This is a genomic window from Streptomyces sp. NBC_01515 (assembly GCF_045040345.1).
Taxonomy (GTDB): Bacteria; Actinomycetota; Actinomycetes; order Streptomycetales; family Streptomycetaceae; genus Streptomyces.
The window spans coordinates 4,332,194-4,356,579 of record NZ_CP109416.1; the positions used below are offsets into that span (position 1 = coordinate 4,332,194).

Sequence of the window (24,386 nt, forward strand, 5' to 3'; positions counted from 1 at the left end):
CGTGCGGGCGCCCGCCCCTTTCGTGTTCAGTGGGCGGGGCAGGTGGTGGTGCGGGAGCCGGGCAGGGCCTTGAGGATCCAGGCGCGGTTCACGGCGACGCGGGTGTCGCCGACGGCCCAGAGGCCGGCGTTCTGCTGGCCCCGTCCGACCGTGACCAGCACGTGCTGGCCCTTGCGCGGCTTCGGGTCCGCTCCGCCGTCGAGGAGGAAGGACACCTGGGAGGGTCCCTCGGCGGGCTTGTAGGAGCGGATCACGGTCAGCACGATCCGGCTCCAGGGGTCGTCCACGTACGTCTCCACCTCGGCCACCGTGCCCTCGACCACGAGCCGGTCGCAGGCCAGCGCCAGCTCCGGGTCGGACGGCGCCGGCCCGTCGCCGGACACCTTGGCGGGGGCGTCGGACTTGCTCTGGGCGGCGGAGGAGTCGGCGGAGGCGCCGCCGTTGTGGGCCCCGAGCCAGGCCAGCCCGGTGACCATCCCGGCGATCACGGCCGTGGCGAGCGTGCCGTAGGCGAGGACGCGCAGGGCGGGACGGCGGCGGCGGACCGGGCGGGCGCTGATCACCGGTGCCGAGGGTGCCGGGGATGCCGGGGGCGCCGACAATGCCTCCCCGATGAGCCCCAACTGCTCCCTCAGCAGCGCCACTTCGGCCGATGCGAGCGCGTGCTCGGCCATGAACCCGGCGTCCGCGCGGGCCGCTTCCGGCAGGGGCTCGTCCGTGATCGCGGCCATCAGCGCGTCCATGCCGTCGTACTCGTTCTCATGCCGTTCGGCGGTCATGTCACACCACCTCGTCCTCGTGCAGGCGGTCGCGCAGGGCGCGGACCGCGGTGTGCAGCCGGCTCTTGACCGTGCCTTCCGGGATGCCGAGTTCCTCGGCGATCCCGCGCACGGGCAGGTCGGCGAAGAAGCGCAGGACGAGGACCTGGCGGTGCTGGTCGGGCAGTTCGTCCAGGCCCTGCGCCACCGCCAGGGACAGGACGCTCGTGTCCTCGCCGGAGGGGTGTTCCAGCTGGCGCAGGGAGGCCAGCCGCTCCCCCACCCGCTCCTGGCGGCGTTTGGCGCGGTGCCAGTCCATGGCGAGGTTCGAGGCGACGACCGCCGCCCACGCCGAGACGTCGCGCGGCGCCTCGTCGCCCTTCGCCGCCCGCTCCAGCAACCGCAGCCGTACCTGCTGGACGCCGTCCGGCAGATCCGCCTGCGGCACCCCGCCGAGCGCGAGCACCGCCCGTACCCGGCGTTCCTGGGCCGCGTCCAGAGGATCGTCGTCCTCCTGGACCCGGCGGGCCTTTCTGCGCAGCACAAGCCACCCCCTCACCGCGTTTCCTCTACGACGCGGGAGCGGGCGGAAACGTTCGGCCGGGCGAGGAGGAGTTTTCCGCGGCGGCGGGCGGAGGCGTGGATCACACCGGCGGGCGGGACGGCTTGCGGTCCTGGGCCGGTGCGGGGCGGATTTCTCGCAGTGCGCGGAGCCGTCGCCGGAGGATCGGGCCGGGGGCACTCCGGTGTCGCGTCCCACTCCTCGGGCCGGGCGGCGAAAGGATTGGACAGGCGGGCACGGGTGAGACGCATCATGGAAGCGCTGGACCACGTAGAACGCACGCAAAGGGAGTCGCCGTGAAGGTCGGAATCGTCGGAGCCACCGGTCAGGTCGGCACGGTCATGCGCAGGATCCTCGTGGAGCGGAACTTTCCGGTCACCGAGCTGCGTCTGTTCGCCTCGGCCCGTTCGGCGGGGACGGTCCTGGACGGCGTGACGGTGGAGGACGCGGCGAGCGCGGACTACTCCGGGCTGGACATCGTGCTGTTCTCGGCAGGCGGCGCGACGTCGAAGGCGCTGGCCGAGAAGGTCGCCTCGCAGGGCGCGGTCGTCATCGACAACTCCTCCGCGTGGCGCAAGGACCCGCAGGTCCCGCTGGTCGTCTCGGAAGTGAACCCGCACGCGATCGTCGACCGGCCCAAGGGCATCATCGCCAACCCGAACTGCACGACGATGGCCGCGATGCCGGTGCTGAAGCCGTTGCACGCGGAGGCGGGCCTCGAAGCGCTGGTCGTCGCCACTTACCAGGCGGTGTCGGGTTCCGGGCTTTCCGGGGTGGCCGAGCTGCACGGGCAGGCCCTGAAGGTCGTGGCCGACGCCGACAAGCTCACCCACGACGGTTCGGCGGTCGACTTCCCCGAGCCGCAGGTCTACAAGCGCCCCATCGCCTTCAACGTGCTCCCCCTCGCCGGTTCCATCGTCGACGACGGCCTGCACGAGACCGACGAGGAGCAGAAGCTCCGCAGCGAGTCCCGCAAGATCCTGGAGATCCCCGAGCTGAAGGTCTCCGGCACCTGCGTCCGCGTCCCGGTCTTCTCGGGGCACTCCCTCCAGGTCAACGCCCGTTTCGCCCGGCCCATCTCGGTCGAGCGCGCCACGGAGCTGCTCGGCGGCGCCCCGGGTGTCGCCCTGACCGACATCCCGACGCCCCTCCAGGCGGCCGGGCAGGACCCGTCCTACGTCGGCCGTATCCGCGCCGACGAGACGGTCGAGCACGGGCTCGCGCTGTTCATCTCCAACGACAACCTCCGCAAGGGCGCCGCGCTGAACGCGGTGCAGATCGCGGAGCTGGTGGCGGCGGAGCTGAACGGCTGACGCCGGGAGTTCTCCGCCCCCGCCGCCCCTACCCGTCCCATCCCTCCGGGGCCCCGCCCCAGACCCCGCTCCTCAAACGCCGGAGAGGCTGGATTCTCGGCCCGTCCGGTGTTTGAGGTGCGCAGGGCGCTACGCCCTGCGTACCTCATAGAAGAAGCACCCGTACTCCACCGCCCTGACGTGGACGAGGACCGCGGACGGGTCGGCGAAGGCCCCGCGGATGGCGTCGTCGTCGAGGGTGTCGACCAGCTCGCCGCCCAGGATGTGGCCCTCGGCCGAGTAGCGGCGCAGCACGCGGTGGGCGTCCGCGAAGGGATACCCGGAGCCGACCGCAGGCCCCGCGCACTCGTCCGCGTGGATGAACACCGGGCCTTGTTCGTCGTACGCCCCGGGCTCGGCACCCGTTTCCGCGGCCCAGCGCCGCAACGGGGCGTAGGAGACGAGGGCGATCCGCTCGCCCGGCTCGCTGCGACGCAGGCAGCAGCGGAGCGGAGCGCCGCCCTCCTCATCGAGTGCGGGAACCATTCCGCGCCCCGCATCGTCAGCAGAGCGCAGCTCCTTCAGGACTGTCGGGTCGACGGGCCGTGCCGTGTACGTCGTCATGACACCAGGCTCGCGCCCGTCCGCCCCGCTCACCGGCGGGATACGGACATCGCGCTTCCCGCAGCTCCCGTGGAAGGATGGCGTAACCCACACATAACGAGGAGATGACCGCGTGCCTGGCACAAACCTGACTCGCGAAGAGGCGCGGCAGCGGGCAACGCTGCTCACCGTTGACTCGTACGAGATCGATCTCGACCTCTCCGGCGCGCAGGAGGGCGGGACCTACAGGTCCGCGACGACGGTGCGTTTCGATGTGACGGAGGGCGGCACCGAGTCCTTCATCGACCTGGTCGCCCCGGCCGTCCGCGAGGTGACGCTGAACGGCGACCCGCTCGACCCCGACGAGGTCTTCAAGGACTCGCGGATCGCGCTCGCCGGGTTGCTGGAGGGGCCCAACGTTCTGCGCGTCGTCGCCGACTGCGCTTACACCAACACCGGTGAAGGGCTGCACCGGTTCGTCGACCCCGTCGACCAACAGGCCTACCTCTACACCCAGTTCGAGGTGCCGGACGCCCGCCGCGTGTTCGCGGCCTTCGAGCAGCCCGACCTCAAGGCCACCTTCCAGTTCACCGTGAAGGCGCCCTCCGGCTGGACCGTCATCTCCAACTCCCCGACGCCCGAACCCCGGGACGACACCTGGGTGTTCCAGCCGACGCCGCGCCTCTCGACGTACATCACCGCGCTGATCGTCGGGCCGTATCACAGCGTCCACAGCGTGTACGAGAAGGACGGGCAGAGCGTGCCGCTGGGCATCTACTGCCGGCCCTCGCTCGCCGAGTACCTCGACTCGGACGCGATCTTCGAGGTCACGCGGCAGGGATTCGACTGGTTCCAGGAGAAGTTCGCCTACGCGTACCCCTTCAAGAAGTACGACCAGCTGTTCGTCCCGGAGTTCAACGCGGGCGCGATGGAGAACGCGGGCGCGGTGACCATCCGCGACCAGTACGTGTTCCGGTCCAAGGTGACCGACGCCGCGTACGAGGTGCGCGCGGAGACGATCCTGCACGAGCTGGCCCACATGTGGTTCGGCGACCTCGTGACCATGGAGTGGTGGAACGACCTGTGGCTGAACGAGTCGTTCGCCACCTACACCTCCATCGCCTGCCAGGCCTACGCGCCCGACTCGCGCTGGCCGCACTCGTGGACCACGTTCGCCAACTCGATGAAGACGTGGGCGTACCGGCAGGACCAACTCCCGTCCACGCACCCGATCATGGCCGAGATCCGCGACCTGGACGACGTCCTCGTCAACTTCGACGGCATCACGTACGCCAAGGGCGCGAGCGTCCTGAAGCAGCTCGTCGCGTACGTCGGCATGGACGAGTTCTTCGCGGGCGTGCAGGCGTACTTCAAGCGCCACGCGTACGGCAACACCCGTCTGTCCGACCTGCTGGGCGCGCTGGAGGAGACCTCCGGGCGTGACCTGAGCGCCTGGTCGAAGGCGTGGCTGCAGACCGCCGGCATCAACATCCTGCGCCCGGAGATCGAGACGGACGCGGAGGGCGTCATCATCACCTTCGCGATCCGCCAGGAGGCCCCGGCACTCCCTGCGGGTGCCAAGGGTGAGCCCACCCTCCGCCCGCACCGCATCGCCGTCGGCCTGTACGAACTCGACGAGAGCACCGGCAAGTTGGTGCGCGACGAGCGCGTCGAGCTGGACGTGGACGGCGAACTCACCGCCGTACCGCAGCTGGTGGGCAAGCGGCGTCCGGACGTGGTGCTGCTCAACGACGACGACCTGTCGTACGCGAAGGTCCGCCTCGACGAGCAGTCCCTCGCGTTCGTCACCGAGCACCTCGGCGACTTCGAGTCCTCGCTGCCCCGCGCCCTGTGCTGGGCCTCGGCCTGGGACATGACCCGGGACGCCGAACTCGCCACCCGTGACTACCTGTCGCTCGTCCTGTCGGGCATCGGCAAGGAGTCCGACATCGGCGTCGTGCAGTCGCTCCAGCGGCAGGTGAAGCTCGCGATCGAGCTGTACGCCGACCCGGCCGCCCGCGACGCCCTGCTCACCCGCTGGACGGACGCCACGCTGGCGCACCTGCGCGCAGCCGAGGCGGGCAGCGACCACCAGCTGGCCTGGGCGCGGGCGTTCGCGGCGACCGCGCGCACCCCGGAGCAGGTGGACCTGCTGGACGCCCTGCTGGACGGCGCGACGACGATCGAGGGTCTGGCCGTCGACACCGAGCTGCGCTGGGCGTTCGTCGAGCGGCTCGTGGCGGTCGGGCACTTCGACGAGGAGGACATCGCCTCCGAGTACGAGCGGGACAAGACGGCAGCCGGTGGGCAGCACGCGGCGACCGCCCGTGCCGCCCGCCCGACCGAGGAGGCGAAGGCGGAGGCCTGGGCGCAGGTCGTCGAGTCCGACAAGCTCCCCAACGCCCTTCAGGAGGCGGTGATCTCGGGCTTCGTCCAGACCGACCAGCGCGAACTCCTGGCGCCGTACACGGAGAAGTACTTCGCGGCGGTCAAGGAGGCCTGGGACACCCGGTCGCACGAGATCGCCCAGCAGATCGCGGTCGGCCTCTACCCGTCGATCCAGGTCTCCCAGGACACCCTGGACCGCACGGACACCTGGCTGACCACCACCGAGCCCAACGCGGCCCTGCGCCGCCTGGTCTCGGAGTCCCGCTCGGGCGTCGAGCGCGCACTGAAGGCACAGGCTGCGGACGCGGCTGCCGACCACTAGGCAGGGCCGCACGGAGGGCGGGTGACCCGGTCGGTCACCCGCCCTCCGTGTACCCGCCCTCCGCGCACAGCGGACGGGCGGTGTCGAGCATCGTCCTCAGATGCAGCCCGGTCTGCACGGCCACGGGCACCCAGCGCGGGTCGTAGGACTTCCGCAGCTCCCGGCACCACTCGTGCACCAGGTTCCCGAGGGTCTCGCAGGCGTCGGGGTCGGTGCGGGCGAGGGCGCGGCGCAGCATGGCCGCCGCGCGCAGCGGGACCCGGCGGGCGGAGACGCCAGGGTCGCGAAGTGGCCCTCGTGCGCGGGGAGTTCCTCGGCGGCCCAGGTGTCGGCGATGGACGGCGAGACGTCGACGAGTTCCAGCCCCGCGTCCCGCAGCGGCCTCAGGTCCTCGGGGACACCGTCCAGCGCCCGCCCGCCGAGTACGGCGGTGAGCTGCCGGGTCCGGTCGAGGAGCAGCTCGCTCACCCGCGCGGTCTCCCCCGCCGGGTCGGCGGCGGGCCTCGGGTCACCCGTCGCGGCGACGGACCAGGCGGGCGCCTCGACGAGGGCGGTGAGGGTGCCGTAGCGCCGGGGATGGAGCCAGGTGCTCTCGGCGACGAAGCCGCTCTGGTCACGTTCGCCCGTGCCCCGGTCCGACGGCAGCACCAGGACGCCGGGCGGTTCCGGGCGCCAGTCGAGGCCGTCGAGGGGGTGATGGACGAGGGGGATCCGCAGCCGGGCCGCGGTGTGCCGGAAGGCGTCGGCGACGCCCGGGACGTCCTTGGTCAGCATGACGAAGCCGCCGCCGAACTCGATTCCGTGCAGGGTGAATTGGGCGGCGGGCCGCAGTTCGTCGAGCAGCCGCACCAGCGCCGAGGACTCGGGCAGCGGCTGCCGTCCCTCGCCCCGGGCGGGCATCGACTCGGGCCGGCAGGCGAACTCGGGCCGGTAGAAGGTGTGGTGGCACTCCTCCAGGGACGGCTCCGGTTCCTCCGGCTGCCAGCCCTGCGCGAGGCGCGCCCCGTCCGGGTCGAGGCAGAGCAGGAAGTGCCAGGTGCAGCCGAGCAGTTGGAGGTAGTGCGGTCGGCGCGCGAAGAGCCGTGCCAGGCGCAGTGCGGAGGCCCCGCCCACGGGTTCGTTGGCGTGCGCGCCCGCGACGGTCAGGAACTGCCGGTCCCCGTGCCCGGCCGACAGCAGCCACAACGGACGCCCGGCCCGGCTCTCCCCCACGGCGCGCAGCCGCAGCACCCCGGGCGCCAGGGCGACCAACGCGCGCGCCTGCCGCTCCAGTTCGTCGACGCCGGGATACGGCGCACCCGGGACGAGCGGTGTCCGCACGCCGGTTCTCCCCTTCACCACCCCGCCAACTCCCTTTGCCTGTAGGGCTGTTGAACTTTCTCATGGGAGCTCCAGGAGTACGGCGTGTCAAGAGGGACCCCGGGGGACGGACGACCCCACCCGGCCCGTCCTCAGCCCGGGAACATCCCGCCCGTGACGTTCACGAACGTGCCGGTGATGCTCGCCGCGTGGTCCGAGGCGAGGAACACGGCGGTCGCGGTGATCTCCGCGAGGGTGGGGTTGCGGCGGGTCATGCGCAGGCTCGACAGGTGGTCGAGGATGCCCTGGATCGCGGCCTCGTTGAGGTCGGGGTTGACCTTGCCGAGCTTCTCGACGGTCAGGGTCTCGGGGATGCCGGCGGCCCACAGTCCTACGGCGCGCACGCCGCGCGGGCCCAGTTCCATCGCCAGGTTGCGCACGAGGCTGTCGGTCGCCGCGTCGGCGGGGCCGGTGCCGCCCATCATCGGACTGCCGTGCGCGGAACCGCTGTTGAGGGTGAGGACGACGCCGGAACCGCGTTCGGCCATGCGGCGGGCGGCGGCGCGGGCGGTGATGAAGTTGGCGCGGGTGCCGTTGATCACCGGCCGCAGGAAGTCGTCGACCGGCATCTCGGTGATCGGGAGCCCCTGCGCGTCGCCCCGTGAGACGAGGTTGAAGGAGATGTCGATGTCGCCGACGCGGGCGAGGTGTTCCGTGACGGCCGTCTCGTCGAGCGCGTCGACGACGGCGACCTCGGCGTCCTTGATGTCACCCGCCACGGCCTCCAGCGTCTCCCGGGTGCGTCCCACGAGGTGGACGCGGGCTCCCTCGGCGGCGAAGGCGCGGGCGACCGCACCGCCGATCGAGCCTCCGGCGCCGTAGATGACCGCGGTCTTGTCGGTGAGCAGCATGGTGGTTCTCCTTGCGGGTCGTGTGTCGTTCGAGTCGGTCGTACAGACGCACGCGGGGCCCGCCGCTCATCGGTCACCCCTGTCGGTCACAACCGCAGCGGCAGCCCGAAGGCCGGGAACAGGTGCGGTTCGAAGGACGTGATCTCCACGATCCGGTCGTCGGCGTCGAAGCGCAGCACGTCGAGGACCTGGGCGCGGTAGACGGTCGTACCGGGGCGACGGACGTAACCCCCGGCCGCCAGCTGGCCGTTGGCGCGGGCGGGCAGATGGCGCCAATGGCCCAGGAACATGGGCGAGTTGACGTCGAGGCTCACACTCAGGAACTCCAGGAGCGCGTCGCGGCCGGTGAACCAGAACGGGTTCGGCGGCATGGTGAGGGTGACGTCCTCGCTGAGCAGTGTGGCGACCTCGGACAGGTCGAGGCGCTCGGCGGCGGCCATGTACCGCTTGACCAGGGCGCGTTGGTGCTCGGTGGGTTCGGCGGTCGTCCAGTCGGCACGCCGGCCGGGCAGGCGGTCGCGCAGGGTGGGGCGGGCCCGTTGCAGCGCGCTGTTGACCGAGGCCACGGTCATGCCGAGCGCCTCGCCGGTCTCCACGGCGGTCAGCCCGAGCACGTCCCGCAGCACCAGCACCGCGCGCTGGCGCGGCGGGAGATGCTGCACGGCGGCCAGAAAGACCAGTTCGAGGGTCTCGCGGGAGACCGCGGCGGCCTCCGGCTGCTCCTCGGCGGAGGGCAACTCGTCGTCGGGGTACGGCTGTAGCCAGGTGATGCGGGCGGGCGGCTCCCCGCCGCCGTGGTTCATGCCGGGCAGCGGTTCGTAGCGCTTGGGGCGGCGGGCCGTACGGCGCTGGAAGTCCAGGCAGGCGTTGGTGGCGATGCGGTACAGCCAGGTACGGGCACCGGCCCGCCCCTCGAAGGTGTCCCGGGCCCGCCAGGCCCGCAGGAACGTCTCCTGCACCAGGTCCTCGGCGTCGTCGTACGACCCGGTCATGCGGTAGCAGTGGACCTGGATCTCACGGCGGTGGGACTCGACGAGGGCCGCGAAGTCGCCTTCGTCGACGGGGACTTGGAGGACTGCGGTAACTGCGGGGGCTCCCGTAACGGGCGTCTGCGTGACGGATTCCCGAGCCGGCTCCTGGGCGGTGTCCCGCGCCGTACGCGCCACCCGCCGGAGCCGCGCGACGGACGACGACAGTTCCGTCACGCCGGAGTAGAAGACGGAGGGCGGCTGCGGCACCAACTCCTCCACCTGCCGCCCGATCTCCTTGATCAGCCCGTCGACTCCGACCCCGCCACCGCCACCCTGCCGCTCCCGGTAGGCCTTCTGCCGGCAGGCGGCGGAACAGTACACGGAACGCCGGCCGGTACGGCCCGCCCGTGCGATGAGCGGCTTGCCACAACTGGGGCAGGAGTCTTCGGCCACGAGCGCCTCCGGCGTTGCGTCACGAGCGTTGCGTCACAGATGTCGCCGCACGGCGTTGCGTAACGACATTCCCGCGTGACGCTACCTCCCGCACGGGAACAGGAGGCGTACGCGTACCGATCTGCCCGAACACGGTCGCCCCGAACGCCAGCGCCATCCCCGCCACCTGCACCGCCGTGAGCGCCTGCCCGAGCGCCGCCCAGCCGACGACCGCCGCGGTCAGCGGGGAGAGCGGCCCGAGGAGGGTGACCTGGGTCGCGGAGAGCCTGCCGATGCCGCGGAACCAGAGCCAGTACGCGATCGCCGTGTTGGCCAGCGCGAGGTACAGGTAACCGCCGACCGCCCGGCCGTCCAGCGCGGGCGGCGCACCCTCGGCCAGGAAGGCGACGGGGGCTATCAGCAGCCCGCCGGCGGTGAGTTGCCACCCGGTGAGGGCGAGCGGGCCGACGCCGTCGGGGCGGCCCCACCGCTTGGTCAGCACGGTGCCGGTGGACATCGAGGCGGTGGACGCGAGGGCCGCGAGCACCCCGACCGGGTCGAGCGCTCCGGCCGCCTTCAGTACGACGAGACTCACGCCGAAGGCCGCGACGGCGCCGGTGAGCACGCTCCGGGCCGTGGGCCGCTGCCCCAGCAGCACCGCCGAGAGGCCTACGACGATCAGCGGCCCGACCGAGCCGACGACCGCCGCCATGCCACCCGGGAGCCGGTACGCGGACAGGAACAGCAGCGGGAAGAAGGCGCCGATGTTCAGCGCGCCGAGCACCGTCGCCTTCCACCACCAGGCACCGCGCGGCAGCACCCGGGCGATCGCGAGGAGCACGAGGCCCGCGGGGAGGGCGCGCATCAGGCCGGTGAAGAGGGGGCGGTCGGGCGGGAGGAACTCGGTGGTGACGGCATAGGTGGTGCCCCAGGAGATGGGGGCGAGGGCGGTGAGGGCTATGAGAGCGGGGCGGCTGGTGGTCGTCATGGGACGCACCCTTCAGGTAGGTCACTGGTAACTAGCTTAGCCGTAAGCTAGTTAGCGTCAAGCCACTAACCCGTGATCCACTGACCCGAGACCCACTGACCGCTGATCCACTTTCTTGCGACCGACCTACTGACCGGCGGATACTCACCCCATGAACGACAAGGACCCCGTCGACGCGATCGTCGAGCAGTGGGCGGCCGTGCGGCCCGACCTCGACACCGCCGCGATGGAGGTCTTCGGGCGGATCTTCCGGCTCGCCCGGGCCATGGGCGACCGCATGGAGAAGGCGTACGTCCCGCACGGCATCTCACGCGGCGAGTTCGACGTCCTCGCGACCCTGCGCCGAGCCGACGAGCCGTACACGCTCTCGCCGCGCGAGCTCTCCGCGACCCTGATGCTCACCACCGGCGGCATGACCGGCCGCCTCGACAAACTGGAACGGGCCGGCCTGCTCCGCCGCTCCCCCGACCCGCACGACCGCCGGGGCCTCCAAGTGACCCTGACGGAGAAGGGGTTGGCACTCATCGACGAGGCGGTCGGCTCCGGCCTCGCCACCCAGACGGCGGCCCTCTCCGGCCTCGACGCCGAACAGGCCGACCAACTGGCCGACCTGCTCCGGAAGTTGCTGACCTCGACGGAGCGATAGCCGCTCCCGGCGGGTGCGTTCAGGCGACGAGCCGCTTCAGCGGCAGGCCCTTTCCGCCGACGTGCTCGGCGAGGGCCGCCTCGATCGCGGCCGGGTCGGCGGTGTCCGCGGCCCAGGCCACGTAACCGTCGGGGCGCACCAGCAGCACCGTACGGCGGTCGCTCGCCCAGTGCTCCACGACCAGCCGGTTGCGGCGGCCGCCCTTCACGTCGTAGGCCGTCGTGGCGTGGGTCTTCGGGGTGACGAGTACGAACCGGCCGCCGCGCAGCGCCTCGTAGAGACGGCCGCCGTCGGCGAGGGTCACGTCCGGGGCGCGGGTGCCGGTCAGGCGGTGGGAGCCGCGGGGCGCGGGGTAGGCGTAGCCGATGCCGGTGATCTGGCTGTTCACCTTGGAGCGGGCCGGGGCGAAGTTGTTGAGGAAGGACATCAGGACCGCGCGCAGCGCCAGGGACCAGGGGCGCCTGACCATGGCGAGGCGGACGATGCCGCCGCTGCTGCGGAGGACGGCCTTGCCGACGGGGTGGCGTTCGGCCTGGTAGGTGTCGAGGAGTTCCGGGGTCGCGTGACCGTCGATCACCGCGGCCAGCTTCCAGCCGAGGTTGGCCGCGTCCTGGAGGCCGGTGTTCATGCCCTGGCCGCCGGCCGGCGTGTGGACGTGGGCGGCGTCGCCGGCGAGGAAGACCCGGCCGACGCGGTAGCCGGGTGCCTGGCGTTCGTCGCTCTTGAAGCGGGACATCCAGCGGGCGTCGTACATCCCGAAGTCGCGGCCGAGGGCGAGCCGGGTTATCTCCCTGACCTCGTCGAGGTCGAGGGGCTCGCTGTCGGGGACGTCACGGCCGCGGTACCAGCCGATGATCCGGTAGTAGTCGTCGCCGAAGGGCGCGAGGAAGGCCCAGGCGTCGCCGGTGGCGTTGACGGTGAGGACCGTGTCCGGCTTCTCGGCGAGCCGCACGTCCGCGAGGACGACGGAACGGATCACCGCCTGCCCGGGGAACGGCAGCCCGACCGCGTCCCGCACCGCGCTGCGCATCCCGTCGGCGCCGACGACGTACGCGGCCCGCAGCGACTCGTTCGCCCCGCCGGGCCCGCGGACCTCCACGGTCACACCGTCCGCGTGCTGCGACAGCCCGACCACCTCGGCCTCGTAGCGGAAGTCCACGCCCGCCTCGACCGCGCGCCGCAGCAGCGCCTTCTCCACCTCGTACTGCGGAAGGACGAGCAGGTGGTTGAAGCGGGAGGGGAGCGTGGTCAGGTCGACGTCGAGCCGGCCGAACAGGCGGAGCCGGTCGAGGGCCTGCCCCGCCGCTTCCACCTCGTCGGCGAGGCCGCGGGCGTCGAGCTGTTCCAGGGTGCGGGCGTGCAGGACGAAGGCGCGGGACAGGTTGCTGATCTTCTGGGGGCGCTTCTCCAGCAGGGTGACCGGGACACCGGCGGCGGCGAGGTCACCGGCCAGCAGAAGGCCGGTCGGGCCGGAGCCGACGACGATGACGGTGCGGTCGGGGTAGCTGATGCCGTTCATGATGGCCTCCTGATGCCAACGCCTGTTGGTCCACGCACGTTGGCCAACATCTGTAGGCCAACGGGCGTTGACAACGGTAGAACCCGGCCCCTGGACTGTCAACACGTGTTGGCCTACGCTTGTTGGCATGAACGGCAGCAAGAGCAGAGGTACCGAAACAGTCGGCGGCGCACGCCGCTCCGACGTCACCCGCAACGCCATCCTGGAAGCCGCCCGCGAGCGCTTCGCCGCCGACGGCTACGAGCGGGCCACGATCCGCGCCATCGCCAAGGACGCACAGATCGATCCGTCGATGGTGATGCGTTACTACGGCAACAAAGAGGGCCTGTTCGCGGCAGCCGTGTCCTTCGATCTGCGGCTGCCGGACCTGGGGACGGTGGCGCGGGCCGACGTCGGCCGAGCGCTGGTGACGCACTTCCTCAGCCTGTGGGAGGAGAACGAGGAGTTCACGGCCATGCTGCGGGTCGGCGCGACCAACCAGGCGGGGGCCGAGCGGATGCGGGACACCTTCCGGGAACAGTTGCTCCCGGCCGCCCGGCAGGCGTGTCCCGACCCCGAACAGGCACCGGCCCGCGCCGGGCTGGCCGCCTCGCAACTCCTCGGGCTGGCGCTCACGCGCTACGTCCTACGGCTCCCGCCGACCGTCGAGCTGGCCCGCGAGGAGATCGTGGCCTGGCTCGGCCCCACCCTCCAGCGCTACCTGACGGCACCGAGCCCGTGACCGGAAGCGGAAGCGGAAGCGGAAGCGGAAGCGGACATGCCGAAGGCGCCCGCCTCACCGCTGTGGGTGATGTGGGCGCCTTCCGGAAAGGGTGAGGTCAGACCTTGGCGTCGACGGCGGTGCCGGTCTTGCCGGGCTTGGCCTTCGGCGCGCGGTCCTTGGACTTGTCCAGCGCCATGACCAGGCCCGCGATGACCGCGAACAGGGCGAGCGGGATCAGGACATAGAGCCCCAGCGTCTCGGCGACGCTCAGGCCATTGCCCGGGTCGTCACCGTCGTCGCGGGTGAGCGCGAGCGCGGGGGACGTCATGAGCAGCATCATCAGCGTCGTACCGGCAGCCAGGGCACCGGCGCGCAGGGCGTTCTTCTTGTCCACACCGCAAAAGTAGCGAACGCCCGAACGGGCCGCGCGCCCGGGGGTGCCGTACGGGGCGCAGGCCCCTCACGGACCCCCTTCCTCACCGGCCTCCGCCCCCTCGCCCGACCCCACCCGCAGCACATCCACCAGCGCGTGCAGCCGCGGCGAGGCGGCCAGCTCCTCCAGCGTCACCGGCCGCCCCTCCGCGTCGGCGATGGGCAGCCGCCAGTTCGGATACTGGTCCCACGTGCCGGGCAGGTTCTGCGGGCGCCGGTCGCCGACGGTGTCGGGCAGCCAGACGCCGATCATCCGGGCCGGGGTGCGCAGCAGGAAGCGGTGGACGGCGTGGATCTCGGCCTCCTCCTCGGACGCGGGCCGCCCGCCGCCGTCGGCGTGTTCGTAGAGGCCGAGCCGGGACAGCAGCGCCAGCCACTCCCCCACATCGGTGGCGGACTCGATCCGCTCCTCCTCCACGGGCCGGGTCAACAGGCCCAGCCGGTCGCGGAGTTCGACGTGTTCGCCGGTGAGCCGGGCCGCGGTGGGCGGCAGATCGTGGGTGGTGGCGGTGGCGAGGCAGTCGGCCCGCCACCGCTCCGGCGCGAGCGGACGCCCGTCGCCCTCCCAGTCCCGCTCGAACCACAGCACCGACGTGCCGAGCACCCCACGCTCCTGCAAGGTCTCCCGCACACCCGGTTCCACGGTCCCGAGGTCCTCGCCGATCACCACAGACCCGGCGCGGGACGCCTCCAGCGCGAGGATCGCGAGCATGGCCTCGGCGTCGTAGCGGACGTAGGTGCCCTCCGTGGGCGGGTGCCCCTGCGGGACCCACCAGAGGCGGAACAGGCCCATGACGTGGTCGATGCGCAGGGCGCCCGCGTAACGGAAGAGGGCGCGGAGCAGGCGGCGGTACGGGGCGTAGCCCGACTCGGCGAGACGGTCGGGGCGCCACGGGGGCAACCCCCAGTCCTGGCCGAGGGAGTTGAAGGCGTCCGGGGGCGCTCCGACCGACATGCCGGCGGCGAAGTACTCCTGTTGCGCCCACGCGTCGGCACCGTCCGGGTGCACCCCGACGGCGAGGTCGTGCACGACCCCGATCGGCATGCCCGCGTCCCGTGCGGCCCGCTGGGCGGCGGTGAGTTGGTCGTCGGTGAGCCAGGCGAGGCGGCAGTGGAAGTCGACGCGGTCCATCAACTCGCCCCGGGCGCGGGCGGTTTCGGGTGAGCGCGGGTCGCGCAGGGCGGCCGGCCACTCCCGCCAGTTCGAGCCGTGCACCTCGGCGAGGGCGTACCAGGTGGCGTGGTCCTCCAGCGCCTCGCCCTCGCGGGCGAGGAAGTCGACGTAGGCGGCCCGTCGTCCGGGGCCGAGGGGGACCTCGCGGACGAGTTCCAGCGCCTCCCGCTTCAGCTCCCACACGGCGTCGCGGTCGATCAACGCGTCCTTCTCCAGGACGGATTCCCGCAGTCGCGCGGCCTGTGAGAGGAGCCCGCGCAACCGCTCCCGCTCGCTCTCCTCGACGTAGGCGAACTCGGGGATGTCCTCGACCCGCAGATACACCGGGTCGGGGAAACGGCGCGAGGACGGCCGGTACGGCGACGGGTCGGTGGGCGCGCCCGGCACGGCCGCGTGCAAGGGGTTGACCTGGACGAACCCGGCCCCGAGCGATCGCCCGGCCCAGGCGGTGAGTTCACCCAGATCACCGAGGTCGCCCATGCCCCAGGAGCGCCGCGAGAGCAGCGAGTACACCTGCACCATCAGCCCGTACGACCGTCCCGCGGGCGCGGGCAACCGGTCCGGGGCGACGACGAGTTGGGCCTCGGCGCTACGGCCGTCCGGCGCGGTGGCGGTCAAGTGGTGGACACCGGGCGGGAGTTGCTCGGCGCTCGCCCGCACCTCGCCCTGCTCGGTCTCGATGTGCAGCACGGTGCCCTCGGGCAGCGCGTCGAGCGCGGCGGGCGTACCGCCGTACCGGCCCACGATCGTGGGCGGCAACAGCCGTTCGGCCAGCTCCTGTTGGCGGGCGGCGAGCGCGGCGGCGGTGGCCCGCGGGGTGCTCGCGTCGACGCCGAGGGCGGCCAGCGCGGCGACGACCGCGACGGCCGAGGCGGGGAGCGCGCGGTCCGGTGAGGGGCTGTAGGCGGTGGCGACGCCGTGCAGTTCGGCGAGCCGGGACAGGTCCTCGCCGAGGGTGTCCGCCGGCCGGGGTGCGGTCATCTAGGGCCTCGTCGAGTCCGGGTCGGCGAAGGGGGCGACCTCACCGCTCATCGGGTCGCCGATCAGGCCGGCCTCGCTGGTGAGCGGCGCGTCCATCGTGGCGGACTCGCTGGTGAGCGGGGTGGCGTCGGCGAGCGGGGGCTCGCTGGTGAGGGGTTCGGCGTCGGCCAGCGGCGGTTCGCTGGTCAGCGGGGTCTCGGCCCAGGCTCCCTCGGAGTCGAGGAAGAACAGGTCGGGGGTGAGGTCGGCGGCCGGCTCCGGGGTGCGTTTGGAGCGGGCCGGGCGCGGAAGCGATGCCGATGCTGCGGCCACGGGGGCCTCCTTCTTCTCGTGTCGGGCGGGCGGGCTTGTCATGTCGGGCGTGCGGGCGGGTCACCGCAGCCCTACCCAGTGGGCGCGACGGCAGACCTCCAGGTTGGGGTACGGGTGGCACGGCAGCCACTCCCGCCCCCCACTCCCCGCAATTCTCCTGCTGATCACTATTCACTCAGTACATGTACCTGGTGCATACTGAGCGCCATGAGCACCCGCCACATCCTGCTGGGCCTGCTCGCCTCGGGACCGAGCCACGGCTACGACCTCAAGCGACGCCACGACGAACGTTTCCCGCAGGCCCGCCCGCTGGCGTACGGGCAGGTCTACACGACCCTGCAACGCCTGGTCCGGGACGGTCTCGCGGAGGTCGACGGCACCGGCTCGGACGGCGGCCCGGAGCGCACGGCGTACCGCTCGACGACGGACGGTTCGCGTGAACTCGCCCGCTGGGCAGGGGAGATCGCGCCGCCCGCGCCCTTCGTGACGAACGAGATCTTCGCCAAGGTCGTCGTCTCGATCCTGGCCGACGGCGACCCGGAGGCGTATCTGCGGGCCCAACGCGCCGCCCACATGGAGCGGATGCGGGAACTCACGGCGGTCAAGACCGCCAAGGGCTCCGACCTGGCGACCGTGCTCTCGGCGGACTACGCCCTCAACCACCTTGACGCGGACCTCCGTTGGATGGCGACGACGGCGGCCCGGCTGACCACTCTGACCGCGGAGGTCGACACAGCATGAGCAACCAGGAGGACACCTCGGTGCCGCTTCTCGCGGCCCGTGACCTCGCCAAGACGCACGGCAGGACCCGGGCGCTGAGCGGCGCCTCGGCCGACCTGGGCGCCGGCGAGATCCTCGCCGTCACGGGGACCAGCGGCAGCGGCAAGTCCACCCTGCTCCACTGCCTGGCCGGGATCGTCCGTCCCGACGAGGGGACGGTGACATACGCCGGGGAGCGGCTGGACGAACTCCCCGAGAAGCGGCTCAGCGAGCTGCGGCGCACCGAGTTCGGGGTGGTCTTCCAGTTCGGCCAGCTGATACCCGAGCTGACGGCCGTCGACAACGTCGCGCTGCCGCTGCTGCTCGCGGGCGCCTCGCGCACGGACGCCCGGGCGGCGGCCGGTGAGTGGCTGGAGCGGTTCGGGGTGCGCGGGCGGGCCGAGTCGCGGCCGGGCGAGCTGAGCGGCGGCCAGGCCCAACGGGTCGCGCTCGCCCGGGCGTTGGTGACCTCCCCGAAGGTCGTCTTCGCGGACGAGCCGACGGGCGCGCTGGACTCCCTGGCGAGCGAGCAGGTGATGACGGCCCTGGTCACGACGGCCCGCGAGTCCGGTACGGCGGTCCTGCTGATCACCCATGACGCGCAGGTCGCGGCGTACGCGGACCGCGAGATCCGGCTGACGGACGGGACCGTGGCGACGGCGGGGGTGACGGTATGAGCGCGCTGCTCGCGGATCTGCGGCTGGCCTGGCTGCTGACTCAGGGGTCGGACCGGCGGGAGTGGTGGCGGATCGGGCTGACGGCGTTCGGGGCCGCGCTGGCGACGGGGATCGGACTGGCCGTCGTAGCGCTGCGGTCGTTGGACGGTTTCTACTCCGTGTCCTTCGGATCCGGGCTGTTCGACTCCCCCAGTGACCGGCAGAACGTGAGTCTCGCGCTCGGCCTGCTGCTCATCCCGGTGCTCGGGTTCCTCGGGCAGTGCGCGCGGATCGGGGCGGTGCACCGGGACCGGCGGCTGGCCGCGCTGCGGCTGGCGGGGGCCGGGCCGTGGCAGGTGCGGCGGATCGCGGCGCTGGAGTCGGGGCTCGCGTGCCTGGCCGGTGCGGCGGTGGCGACGGCGGTGGTCGTGCCGCTGCTGCCGTACGCCGTCGCCCGGGCCGGTGTCGTCCTGGTCGCCGTGGCCGTGCCGGTGCTGGGCGCGGGCGTGAGCGCGGTGGCGCTGCGCCGGGTGGTGGCGGATCCGCTGGGCCGGGTGCGGCGGGTACGGCCGGTGCGGGGGCCGGGGCGGCTGTTCGGTACGGCGACGCGGCTGCTGGCGGTGACGGCGGCGGCGATCGCGCTGACCCCGGTCTTCGGCAGCCCCGTCTCCTTCGGCCTCGGCCCCGTGACGGTGCTGGTCCTGGCCGTGCTGATCAGCCTGATCGCGATCTGGCTCTCCGGGGCCTCGTCCCGCCAACTGGGTGAGGGCTTCGCGGCCGGCACCTCTCGCCCCGCCCTGTTGATCGCGGCGGAGCGGATGCGCGAGGACCCCTGGTCGACCGCCCGCACGCATGCGGCACTGCTGCTGGTGACGGTCGTCGGGTCGGGCTTCGCGGGCGTACGGCAGATCCTGCTCGCGGGCCTGGAGGACATGCGCCGCAGGGGCCACCTCGGCACGCGCATGTCCTACTACACGACGGGCATCGACCTCACGGCCGCCGCGATCCTCGTCGCCTTCGCGCTCGTCCTGACCGCCCTGGCCGTCGGCACCGCCGAGTCCCTCGCCACCCGGCGCCGGGGCCTGGCCGCGCAGGTGGCGGCCGGGGTGCCGCACGCCGTACTGGCCCGCGCGCTCCTCCTGGAGACCGCGCTGCCGCTGCTTCCGGCGATCGCGGTGGCGGGCCTCGGCGGTACGGCGATCAGCTTCTGGTACGGCGCCGCCGTCTCCAGGCACGCGGACGTGCCGGTGCCGTACTGGGCGCTGCTGGTGCCCGTCGGCGTGTACGCGGCCTGCGTGCTCGCGGCGGCCACGTCACTGCCGCTGCTGCGGCGGTCGGTGCGGCCGGGCGAGCTGCGGTACGCATGACGGTCCGCGGTACGCATGACGGTCCGCCCCGGCAGCGCGGGGGGCTGCCGGGGCGGACGACTCCGTACCGCCGTGCATGGGCGTACACAAAAGCCCGGATCGTCAGGCGGAGATGCCGTCGATCCGGGCCATCGCGTCCTCCGCGCCGTACGGCTGCAAGTACGGCAGCCAGCGCGGGTCCCTATGACCTGTCCCGATGATGCGCCAGGCCAGGCCGGTGGGTGGGGCGGGTTTGTGGCGCAGCCGCCAGCCGATCTCGAAGAGGTGTCGGTCGGCCTTCGTGTGGTTGCAGCGGCGGCAGGACGCCACCACGTTGTCCCAGACGTGCTTGCCCCCGCGGCTGCGCGGAATGACATGGTCGACGCTGGTTGCGACGCCACCGCAGTACATGCACCGGCCCCCGTCGCGCGCGAAGAGCGCCCGCCGGGTGAGAGGAACGGGCCCCCGATAGGGAACCCGCACGAATCGCTTGAGCCGGACCACGCTGGGTGCGGGGACTGTGACGGTTGCGCTGTGCATAAAGGCGCCGGATTCCTCAAGGGAGACAGCCTTGTTCTCCAGGACGAGGACGAGCGCGCGGCGGAGCGGTACGACGCCGAGTGGCTCGTACGACGCGTTGAGGACCAGGACATGCGGCACGGATGCCTCCTTGTGCGTCGGCGGCGCGTGGCTCGCGCCGGGACGATCTGTAGTCAGTCTCCCCTCATGCCTGGTGGAAGCGCCACCATGTCCCGGTAACGGGCTGGGAGTGTTTTCGACCACATGTGATGCGGGGCCGGGACGGGTGTGGGTTGGTCCCACCTGTTCATTCCCGGCTGAGCGCGGCCTCTCCCCTGAACACGGCAACGATCCGCACACGATGCCCCGATAGTGTGGTGCGCCTGCCCTCTTGGTGACCTATTCGTGACCTTGCCCCTGTCGGACCATGCCGGAGGGCGGACGCAGCACCTGGAGGTACCTGCCGTGTCCTTGTCCGCCGTCCTACTGGCCGCCGCTACGCCGTCGCCGTCCCCGAGCCCTTCGGAGACGGCGGTGACCGTGCCCTCGCTCCAGGACGCCCAGGAGGGCGCGACGAACGCCGCGAGCTGGGTGGAGCAGAACTGGTCCACATGGCTGGCGATAGGTCTCCGGGTGCTGCTGATCGTGGTGATCGCGGCGGTGCTGAGAATGACGGTGCGGCGGGCGATCACCAAGCTGATAGACCGGATGAACCGCACGGTCGAGTCGGTGGACGGCACGGCACTGGGCGGCCTCCTGGTCAACGCGGAACGTCGCCGTCAACGCTCCCAGGCGATCGGCTCGGTCCTCCGCTCGGTGGCGTCTTTCGTGATCCTGGGCACAGCCGCACTGATGGTCCTGGCGACCTTCGAGATCAACCTCGCCCCTTTGTTGGCGTCGGCCGGTGTCGCGGGCGTGGCGATCGGTTTCGGCGCCCGCAACCTCGTCACGGACTTCCTCTCCGGCGTCTTCATGATCCTTGAGGACCAGTACGGCGTCGGCGACCAGATCGACGCGGGCGTCGCCTCCGGCGAGGTCATCGAGGTGGGCCTGCGCGTGACCAAGCTCCGCGGCGACAACGGCGAGATCTGGTACGTCCGCAACGGCGAGGTCAAACGCATCGGCAACCTGTCCCAGGGCTGGGCGACGGCGGGCGTCGACGTGACCGTCCGCGCGTCCGAGAACCTGGACCGGGTAAAGGCGACGCTCGACTCGGTCACGGAGAAGATGAGCAAGGAAGAGCCCTGGAACGAACTCCTCTGGGGCCCGATCGAAGTCCTCGGCCTGGACAGTGTGTTGATCGACTCGATGGTCGTCCGCCTCTCCGCCAAGACCATGCCGGGCAAGTCGGTGACCGTCGAGCGAGAGCTGCGGTGGCGGGTCAAGCGGGCCTTCGACGAGGCGAACATCCGCATTGTCGGCGGGGCGACGGCGGACCCGGTGGACGATGTGGCGGACCCGACGGAGTCGGTCGCGGCGCCGTCGGTGTACTCGAACTCGGATTCGCCTCAGGTGGCGGCCACTTCGCCGCTTTCTTCGCAGCGGCCGGGGACGCGATAGCTGTTGGGGGCGCGGGTCCCGGGGTTGGACGGGGTCACGGGCGGGGCCAAGGTCGGCCGGAACGGTTCAGCACACCCGTTCGAGTGAACGCATGCGGAAACCCAGGTCGCGGGCTCTCCCGGCGACTCATGGTTCTGCCGGGGCACCCAGCACGGGCGTAGCCTGGCAGCAGCGTGACGAGGGAGAAGCATCGATGAGCGCCGAACCCATCATGGAGCCGGTCATGACGCAGCAGGACCCCATCGATCTGCTGATCGCGATCGAGGAGGCGTCGACGACGCCGATTCGACCCGAGTACGTCGAGGGGATGGCCATCGTGCCACCGGCACCGAACGACAATCACAACGACGGCGCTTTCGAGCTGTCCTTCCAGTTCCGCGCCGCCGGACACCGCTTGGTGGGCATGGGCAACGGCTATCGAGCAGCGCACAAGGACGGCACCACGATGGCCCTGCTCATCCCGGACTTCTACGTCCGCCGCCGCAGGCCGAGCGAGCTCGACGACTCATACCTGAAGGCCCACAGGGGCTGGTACCCCATCGACATGATCGCCCTGGTCGGCGAGGTCACGTCCACCAACCACGAGACGGACACCGGCCCGAAGCTCCGCACCTACGCCGCCGCAGGAGTCCCGGTCTTCGTCCTGATCAACCGCAACACGAAGACGGCCCACTGCTACACCGCCCCCGTTCTCCCCGGCGACGACCCCAAAGAGGCGTACTACGACGCCGAGTCCAAGGTCGGCCTGGGCAATCCCCTCGTCCTCCCGGCCCCGTACCCCACCCTGGACACGGCACCCTTCCTGGAGAACTGAGCCCGAGGCCACGGGCACGCCTCAGGCCCCGGCCCGCTCCGCCCCCGTAGCGAAGAACCGCCCCACATACTCGCCGGCGGGCAACCCGCTCTCCCGCATGAGCGAGAAGACCTCAACGCCCTCCCCCGGCTCGCCGAACATCCGGTATGCCTCGGCGAAGTCGGCGTACTCGACGCCGTCGAGGTCCGCGCAGTACTCGTGCGCCTCCAACTCCCCACGGCTGATCGCCTCGTCGAGCGAGCGGGCCCGCCACAGGGTCAACCGCTCCTCGTAGACGCCGAGTTCACGATGCCGGAACACACAGCGGACGCCGTACCAGGACTGCTCGCTCACCTGTGACCTCACTCAACACCGCTATCCGACCGGCCCACTTGAACCACCACGATCATCCGTGACCTCGCGGTGCGCCGCCCGCACAATTTCCCCGGCTTCACGGATGGCACGGTCGCGTACGACGGGGTCGCCGCTGTTGATCGCCTGCTCGGCCGCGTGGAGTCGGCTTGCCATCTCCGGGTGACGCTCAATCTCGACGACCGTGGCCACGGCCTGTTGGAGCGCCGGGAGCGTGAGGTCGGGACGAGGGATCAGTGGGGTGGCCTTCACTCCCGCACGCCGACAAGCGGATTGCCCACGGCGGGGTCGGCCCCGAGCGCCCACTCGGCGTACACGGTCTTGCCGACGGAACGGGGCTCCCATCCCCAGCGGTGGGACAGGGCCCCGACCAGGAGTAATCCCCGGCCGAACTGATCCGTGTCGCCTGCCGGGCACGGGTTCGGCAACCGTTCGCCGCGCGGGTCGCTGACCTCGACGCGGAGGGTGACCCCGGTGACTGTGATGCGGACCCGGATGAGTCGGTCCCGCAGGCTGCCGTGCAGCAGGGCGTTGGTCATCAACTCGGATACGACGAGGGCGACATCACCGGCGAGGGCGGGGTGCCCCCACTCGGTGACGAGGCGTGCGGTGCGGCGTCGGGCGAGGGGGGTGTAGTCGAGGCGGTCCTCGTGGGGAGCGGGTGGGGCTTCGGTCATGGGAGAAGCACCTCTCTTTGTAGTGGGGCGAGCACCGAAAGTAGCGATACTCGCACCCTCAGCGCAATCTACTTGAGGAAGTTCTTCCTGAGAGGGTGAATCCCTTCGACTCGGTGACACCAATGGGACACACTGTGACGGTGATGAGATCAACTCAGCCTCGACAGGGCCAGGTCTCAACTGTCTTGGCCCGCAAGCTCGGTGGCGAACTACTGCGCCTGCGAGACGCCGCGGGCAAGACCCAGCAGCAAGCCGCGGAGTCCATCAACGCGACCGGCACCAAGATCGTGAAAATGGAACGCGGCTGGGTGCCGATGCGCGACCCCGACATCCGCGTCCTGTGCGAGTTCTACGGCGTGGAGGACAGTCAAGTCGTAGGCCGGCTACTGGAGTTGGCGAAGCTGGACCGCGAGCGCCGCAAGGCCAAGGGTTGGTGGCGTGACTCGCTCGACACCGGAACGATGGCGGAGTACATCGCCATGGAGGACGTGGCGACCCACATCCGCAACTGGCAGTCGTCCCTGATTCCCGGCCTGTTCCACATCCCCGAGTACACGCGCGCACTGGCGGTCGCCGAGGGCACCTGGGATGACCCGGACGACATCGAGCGCGCGGCCGAGATCAAGCAGAAGCGCCAAGGGCGACTGTTGGGCGAACGTCCGCTCCAGTCGTACGCGGTGATCTGGGAAGCCGCGCTGCGCCAGGAAATCGGCGGCCCCGCCGTCATGCGCGCCCAACTGGAACGCTTGCTTGAACTGGCCGAGCTGCCGAACGTACGCCTTCAGGTACTCCCGTTCCGGGCCGGCGCGCACCCGTGCATCGCGGGCCCGTTCAGCATCATCTCCTTCGCGGAGGACGAGGCCCTCGACGTGGTCCAGAGCGACACCATCACGGGCATGGTGTGGGTGGAGAACGAGGTGGACAGCAGCACTTACAGCGTGCTGTTCGACCGCACATCGCGGCTAAGCCTCGCCCCTCGCGACTCGGTGACCCTCATCGACAGCCTGCGCAAGGAGATGTGAACCGTGCCCCAGTTCAACTTCACGAAGTCCAGTTACAGCACGCCGTCCAACGAGTGCCTCGAAGTCGCCCGCAACATCCCCGGCACCATAGCCATCCGCGACTCCAAGTCCCCCGACGGCCCGATACTCCGGCTGGCCCCCACCACCTGGACGAAGTTCACGGCGACGCTGCACTGACCAACACCCCGACCGACCCCACCCGACACCCTCCCCACAGAAGTGTGACACTTCCCCCCCGAGTGTCACATTCCCGCACCCCACCCCTCGGCGCCGAGCGTCCCCACACCGCCCCCGACCCCACATCCCCCCGCCTCGGCAGCCCGGGCCAGTTCAGCGATCCGGTCGGCCGACGGGTCGTTGCTGAACCCCGGACCAACAGCCGCTCACCG

At 71.4% G+C, this 24,386-nt stretch carries 25 protein-coding genes; 11 read left to right on the forward strand and 14 right to left on the reverse strand.

What is annotated here, in order from left to right:
• Nucleotides 1-26 precede the first annotated feature (26 nt).
• The gene (locus OG407_RS19190) at nt 27-779 is read right to left on the reverse strand and encodes a hypothetical protein (RefSeq protein WP_405859589.1); all 753 of its coding nucleotides are present in this window, start codon (nt 777-779) and stop codon (nt 27-29) included.
• Nucleotide 780: 1 nt separating this feature from the next.
• On the reverse strand, nt 781-1,302 hold the full coding sequence (locus OG407_RS19195) for a sigma-70 family RNA polymerase sigma factor (RefSeq protein ID WP_405868495.1): 522 nt from the start codon (nt 1,300-1,302) through the stop codon (nt 781-783).
• Nucleotides 1,303-1,616: 314 nt separating this feature from the next.
• Between OG407_RS19195 and OG407_RS19200 the strand changes: the two genes are divergently transcribed.
• A complete protein-coding gene (locus tag OG407_RS19200; protein WP_405859591.1) occupies nt 1,617-2,633 on the forward strand; it encodes an aspartate-semialdehyde dehydrogenase in 1,017 nt (338 codons plus the stop codon).
• A 129-nt stretch (nt 2,634-2,762) separates the two neighbouring features.
• On the opposite strand, the gene OG407_RS19205 is transcribed toward OG407_RS19200, so the two are convergent.
• Nucleotides 2,763-3,236 (reverse strand): DUF1203 domain-containing protein, encoded by a 474-nt coding sequence (locus tag OG407_RS19205; RefSeq protein WP_405859593.1) that lies wholly within the window; start codon nt 3,234-3,236, stop codon nt 2,763-2,765.
• Between the two features lie 112 nt (nt 3,237-3,348).
• Between OG407_RS19205 and pepN the strand changes: the two genes are divergently transcribed.
• Complete coding sequence (gene pepN / locus OG407_RS19210; RefSeq protein WP_405859595.1) at nt 3,349-5,925, forward strand: aminopeptidase N; 2,577 nt, start codon at nt 3,349-3,351, stop codon at nt 5,923-5,925.
• Between the two features lie 96 nt (nt 5,926-6,021).
• Here the strand turns inward: pepN and OG407_RS19215 are convergent, their stop codons facing one another.
• The 4 genes from OG407_RS19215 to OG407_RS19230 form a co-directional block, all read right to left on the reverse strand.
• Nucleotides 6,022-7,245, reverse strand: coding sequence for a M14 family zinc carboxypeptidase (locus OG407_RS19215; protein WP_405859597.1), 1,224 nt, complete (start codon nt 7,243-7,245; stop codon nt 6,022-6,024).
• Nucleotides 7,246-7,376: 131 nt separating this feature from the next.
• Nucleotides 7,377-8,135 carry an SDR family NAD(P)-dependent oxidoreductase gene (locus OG407_RS19220; protein ID WP_405859599.1) on the reverse strand — a complete coding sequence of 253 codons (759 nt, stop codon included), beginning with the start codon at nt 8,133-8,135 and terminating at the stop codon, nt 7,377-7,379.
• A gap of 86 nt (nt 8,136-8,221) precedes the next feature.
• The gene (locus OG407_RS19225; protein WP_405859601.1) at nt 8,222-9,559 is read right to left on the reverse strand and encodes a sigma-70 family RNA polymerase sigma factor; all 1,338 of its coding nucleotides are present in this window, start codon (nt 9,557-9,559) and stop codon (nt 8,222-8,224) included.
• 19 nt (nt 9,560-9,578) lie between these two features.
• Entirely contained in the window at nt 9,579-10,526 is a 948-nt protein-coding gene (locus tag OG407_RS19230; protein WP_405859603.1) for an EamA family transporter, read from the reverse strand.
• Between the two features lie 151 nt (nt 10,527-10,677).
• Between OG407_RS19230 and OG407_RS19235 the strand changes: the two genes are divergently transcribed.
• Nucleotides 10,678-11,172: a MarR family winged helix-turn-helix transcriptional regulator gene (locus tag OG407_RS19235; protein ID WP_405859605.1), complete on the forward strand. Its 495-nt coding sequence runs from the start codon at nt 10,678-10,680 to the stop codon at nt 11,170-11,172.
• Between the two features lie 19 nt (nt 11,173-11,191).
• Here OG407_RS19235 and OG407_RS19240 read toward each other — a convergent pair whose 3' ends face one another.
• Nucleotides 11,192-12,691, reverse strand: coding sequence for an FAD-dependent monooxygenase (locus OG407_RS19240; RefSeq protein WP_405859607.1), 1,500 nt, complete (start codon nt 12,689-12,691; stop codon nt 11,192-11,194).
• A 127-nt stretch (nt 12,692-12,818) separates the two neighbouring features.
• On the opposite strand from OG407_RS19240, the gene OG407_RS19245 reads away from it, so the two are divergent.
• Nucleotides 12,819-13,412, forward strand: coding sequence for a TetR family transcriptional regulator (locus OG407_RS19245; protein WP_405859609.1), 594 nt, complete (start codon nt 12,819-12,821; stop codon nt 13,410-13,412).
• 97 nt (nt 13,413-13,509) lie between these two features.
• Here the strand turns inward: OG407_RS19245 and OG407_RS19250 are convergent, their stop codons facing one another.
• The 3 genes from OG407_RS19250 to OG407_RS19260 all read right to left on the reverse strand — a co-directional run bounded on the left by OG407_RS19250 (nt 13,510) and on the right by OG407_RS19260 (nt 16,293).
• Nucleotides 13,510-13,788, reverse strand: coding sequence for a hypothetical protein (locus tag OG407_RS19250; RefSeq protein WP_329350858.1), 279 nt, complete (start codon nt 13,786-13,788; stop codon nt 13,510-13,512).
• A gap of 66 nt (nt 13,789-13,854) precedes the next feature.
• Complete coding sequence (malQ, locus tag OG407_RS19255) at nt 13,855-15,981, reverse strand: 4-alpha-glucanotransferase (protein WP_405859611.1); 2,127 nt, start codon at nt 15,979-15,981, stop codon at nt 13,855-13,857.
• Nucleotides 15,982-16,293, reverse strand: coding sequence for a hypothetical protein (locus OG407_RS19260; protein ID WP_405859613.1), 312 nt, complete (start codon nt 16,291-16,293; stop codon nt 15,982-15,984).
• Between the two features lie 207 nt (nt 16,294-16,500).
• Between OG407_RS19260 and OG407_RS19265 the strand changes: the two genes are divergently transcribed.
• Genes OG407_RS19265 through OG407_RS19275 form a run of 3 tightly spaced genes read left to right on the forward strand, consistent with a single transcriptional unit; the run spans nt 16,501 to nt 19,075 of the window.
• A complete protein-coding gene (locus OG407_RS19265; protein ID WP_405859615.1) occupies nt 16,501-17,034 on the forward strand; it encodes a PadR family transcriptional regulator in 534 nt (177 codons plus the stop codon).
• Nucleotides 17,031-17,729 (forward strand): ABC transporter ATP-binding protein, encoded by a 699-nt coding sequence (locus tag OG407_RS19270; RefSeq protein WP_405859617.1) that lies wholly within the window; start codon nt 17,031-17,033, stop codon nt 17,727-17,729. Before OG407_RS19265 ends, OG407_RS19270 begins: the two co-directional genes overlap by 4 nt.
• Complete coding sequence (locus OG407_RS19275; RefSeq protein ID WP_405859619.1) at nt 17,726-19,075, forward strand: ABC transporter permease; 1,350 nt, start codon at nt 17,726-17,728, stop codon at nt 19,073-19,075. The genes OG407_RS19270 and OG407_RS19275 overlap by 4 nt, the downstream gene beginning before the upstream one ends.
• Nucleotides 19,076-19,177: 102 nt before the next feature.
• Here the strand turns inward: OG407_RS19275 and OG407_RS19280 are convergent, their stop codons facing one another.
• Nucleotides 19,178-19,714: an HNH endonuclease gene (locus OG407_RS19280; protein WP_019063156.1), complete on the reverse strand. Its 537-nt coding sequence runs from the start codon at nt 19,712-19,714 to the stop codon at nt 19,178-19,180.
• A gap of 324 nt (nt 19,715-20,038) precedes the next feature.
• Here OG407_RS19280 and OG407_RS19285 point away from each other — a divergent pair, with 324 nt between their 5' ends.
• Nucleotides 20,039-21,133: a mechanosensitive ion channel family protein gene (locus OG407_RS19285; protein ID WP_405859621.1), complete on the forward strand. Its 1,095-nt coding sequence runs from the start codon at nt 20,039-20,041 to the stop codon at nt 21,131-21,133.
• A gap of 193 nt (nt 21,134-21,326) precedes the next feature.
• The gene (locus OG407_RS19290) at nt 21,327-21,947 is read left to right on the forward strand and encodes a Uma2 family endonuclease (RefSeq protein ID WP_405859623.1); all 621 of its coding nucleotides are present in this window, start codon (nt 21,327-21,329) and stop codon (nt 21,945-21,947) included.
• Nucleotides 21,948-21,968: 21 nt separating this feature from the next.
• Here the strand turns inward: OG407_RS19290 and OG407_RS19295 are convergent, their stop codons facing one another.
• Nucleotides 21,969-22,280, reverse strand: a complete 312-nt coding sequence (locus OG407_RS19295) for a hypothetical protein (RefSeq protein ID WP_403588085.1) — start codon at nt 22,278-22,280, stop codon at nt 21,969-21,971.
• A gap of 266 nt (nt 22,281-22,546) precedes the next feature.
• Nucleotides 22,547-22,975, reverse strand: a complete 429-nt coding sequence (locus OG407_RS19300) for an ATP-binding protein (protein ID WP_405859625.1) — start codon at nt 22,973-22,975, stop codon at nt 22,547-22,549.
• Nucleotides 22,976-23,160: 185 nt separating this feature from the next.
• Between OG407_RS19300 and OG407_RS19305 the strand changes: the two genes are divergently transcribed.
• Together OG407_RS19305 and OG407_RS19310 are read left to right on the forward strand one after the other, a co-directional pair.
• Complete coding sequence (locus tag OG407_RS19305) at nt 23,161-23,997, forward strand: helix-turn-helix domain-containing protein (protein ID WP_405859627.1); 837 nt, start codon at nt 23,161-23,163, stop codon at nt 23,995-23,997.
• Nucleotides 23,998-24,000: 3 nt separating this feature from the next.
• Entirely contained in the window at nt 24,001-24,174 is a 174-nt protein-coding gene (locus OG407_RS19310) for a DUF397 domain-containing protein (protein ID WP_405859629.1), read from the forward strand.
• Nucleotides 24,175-24,386: the final 212 nt, after the last annotated feature.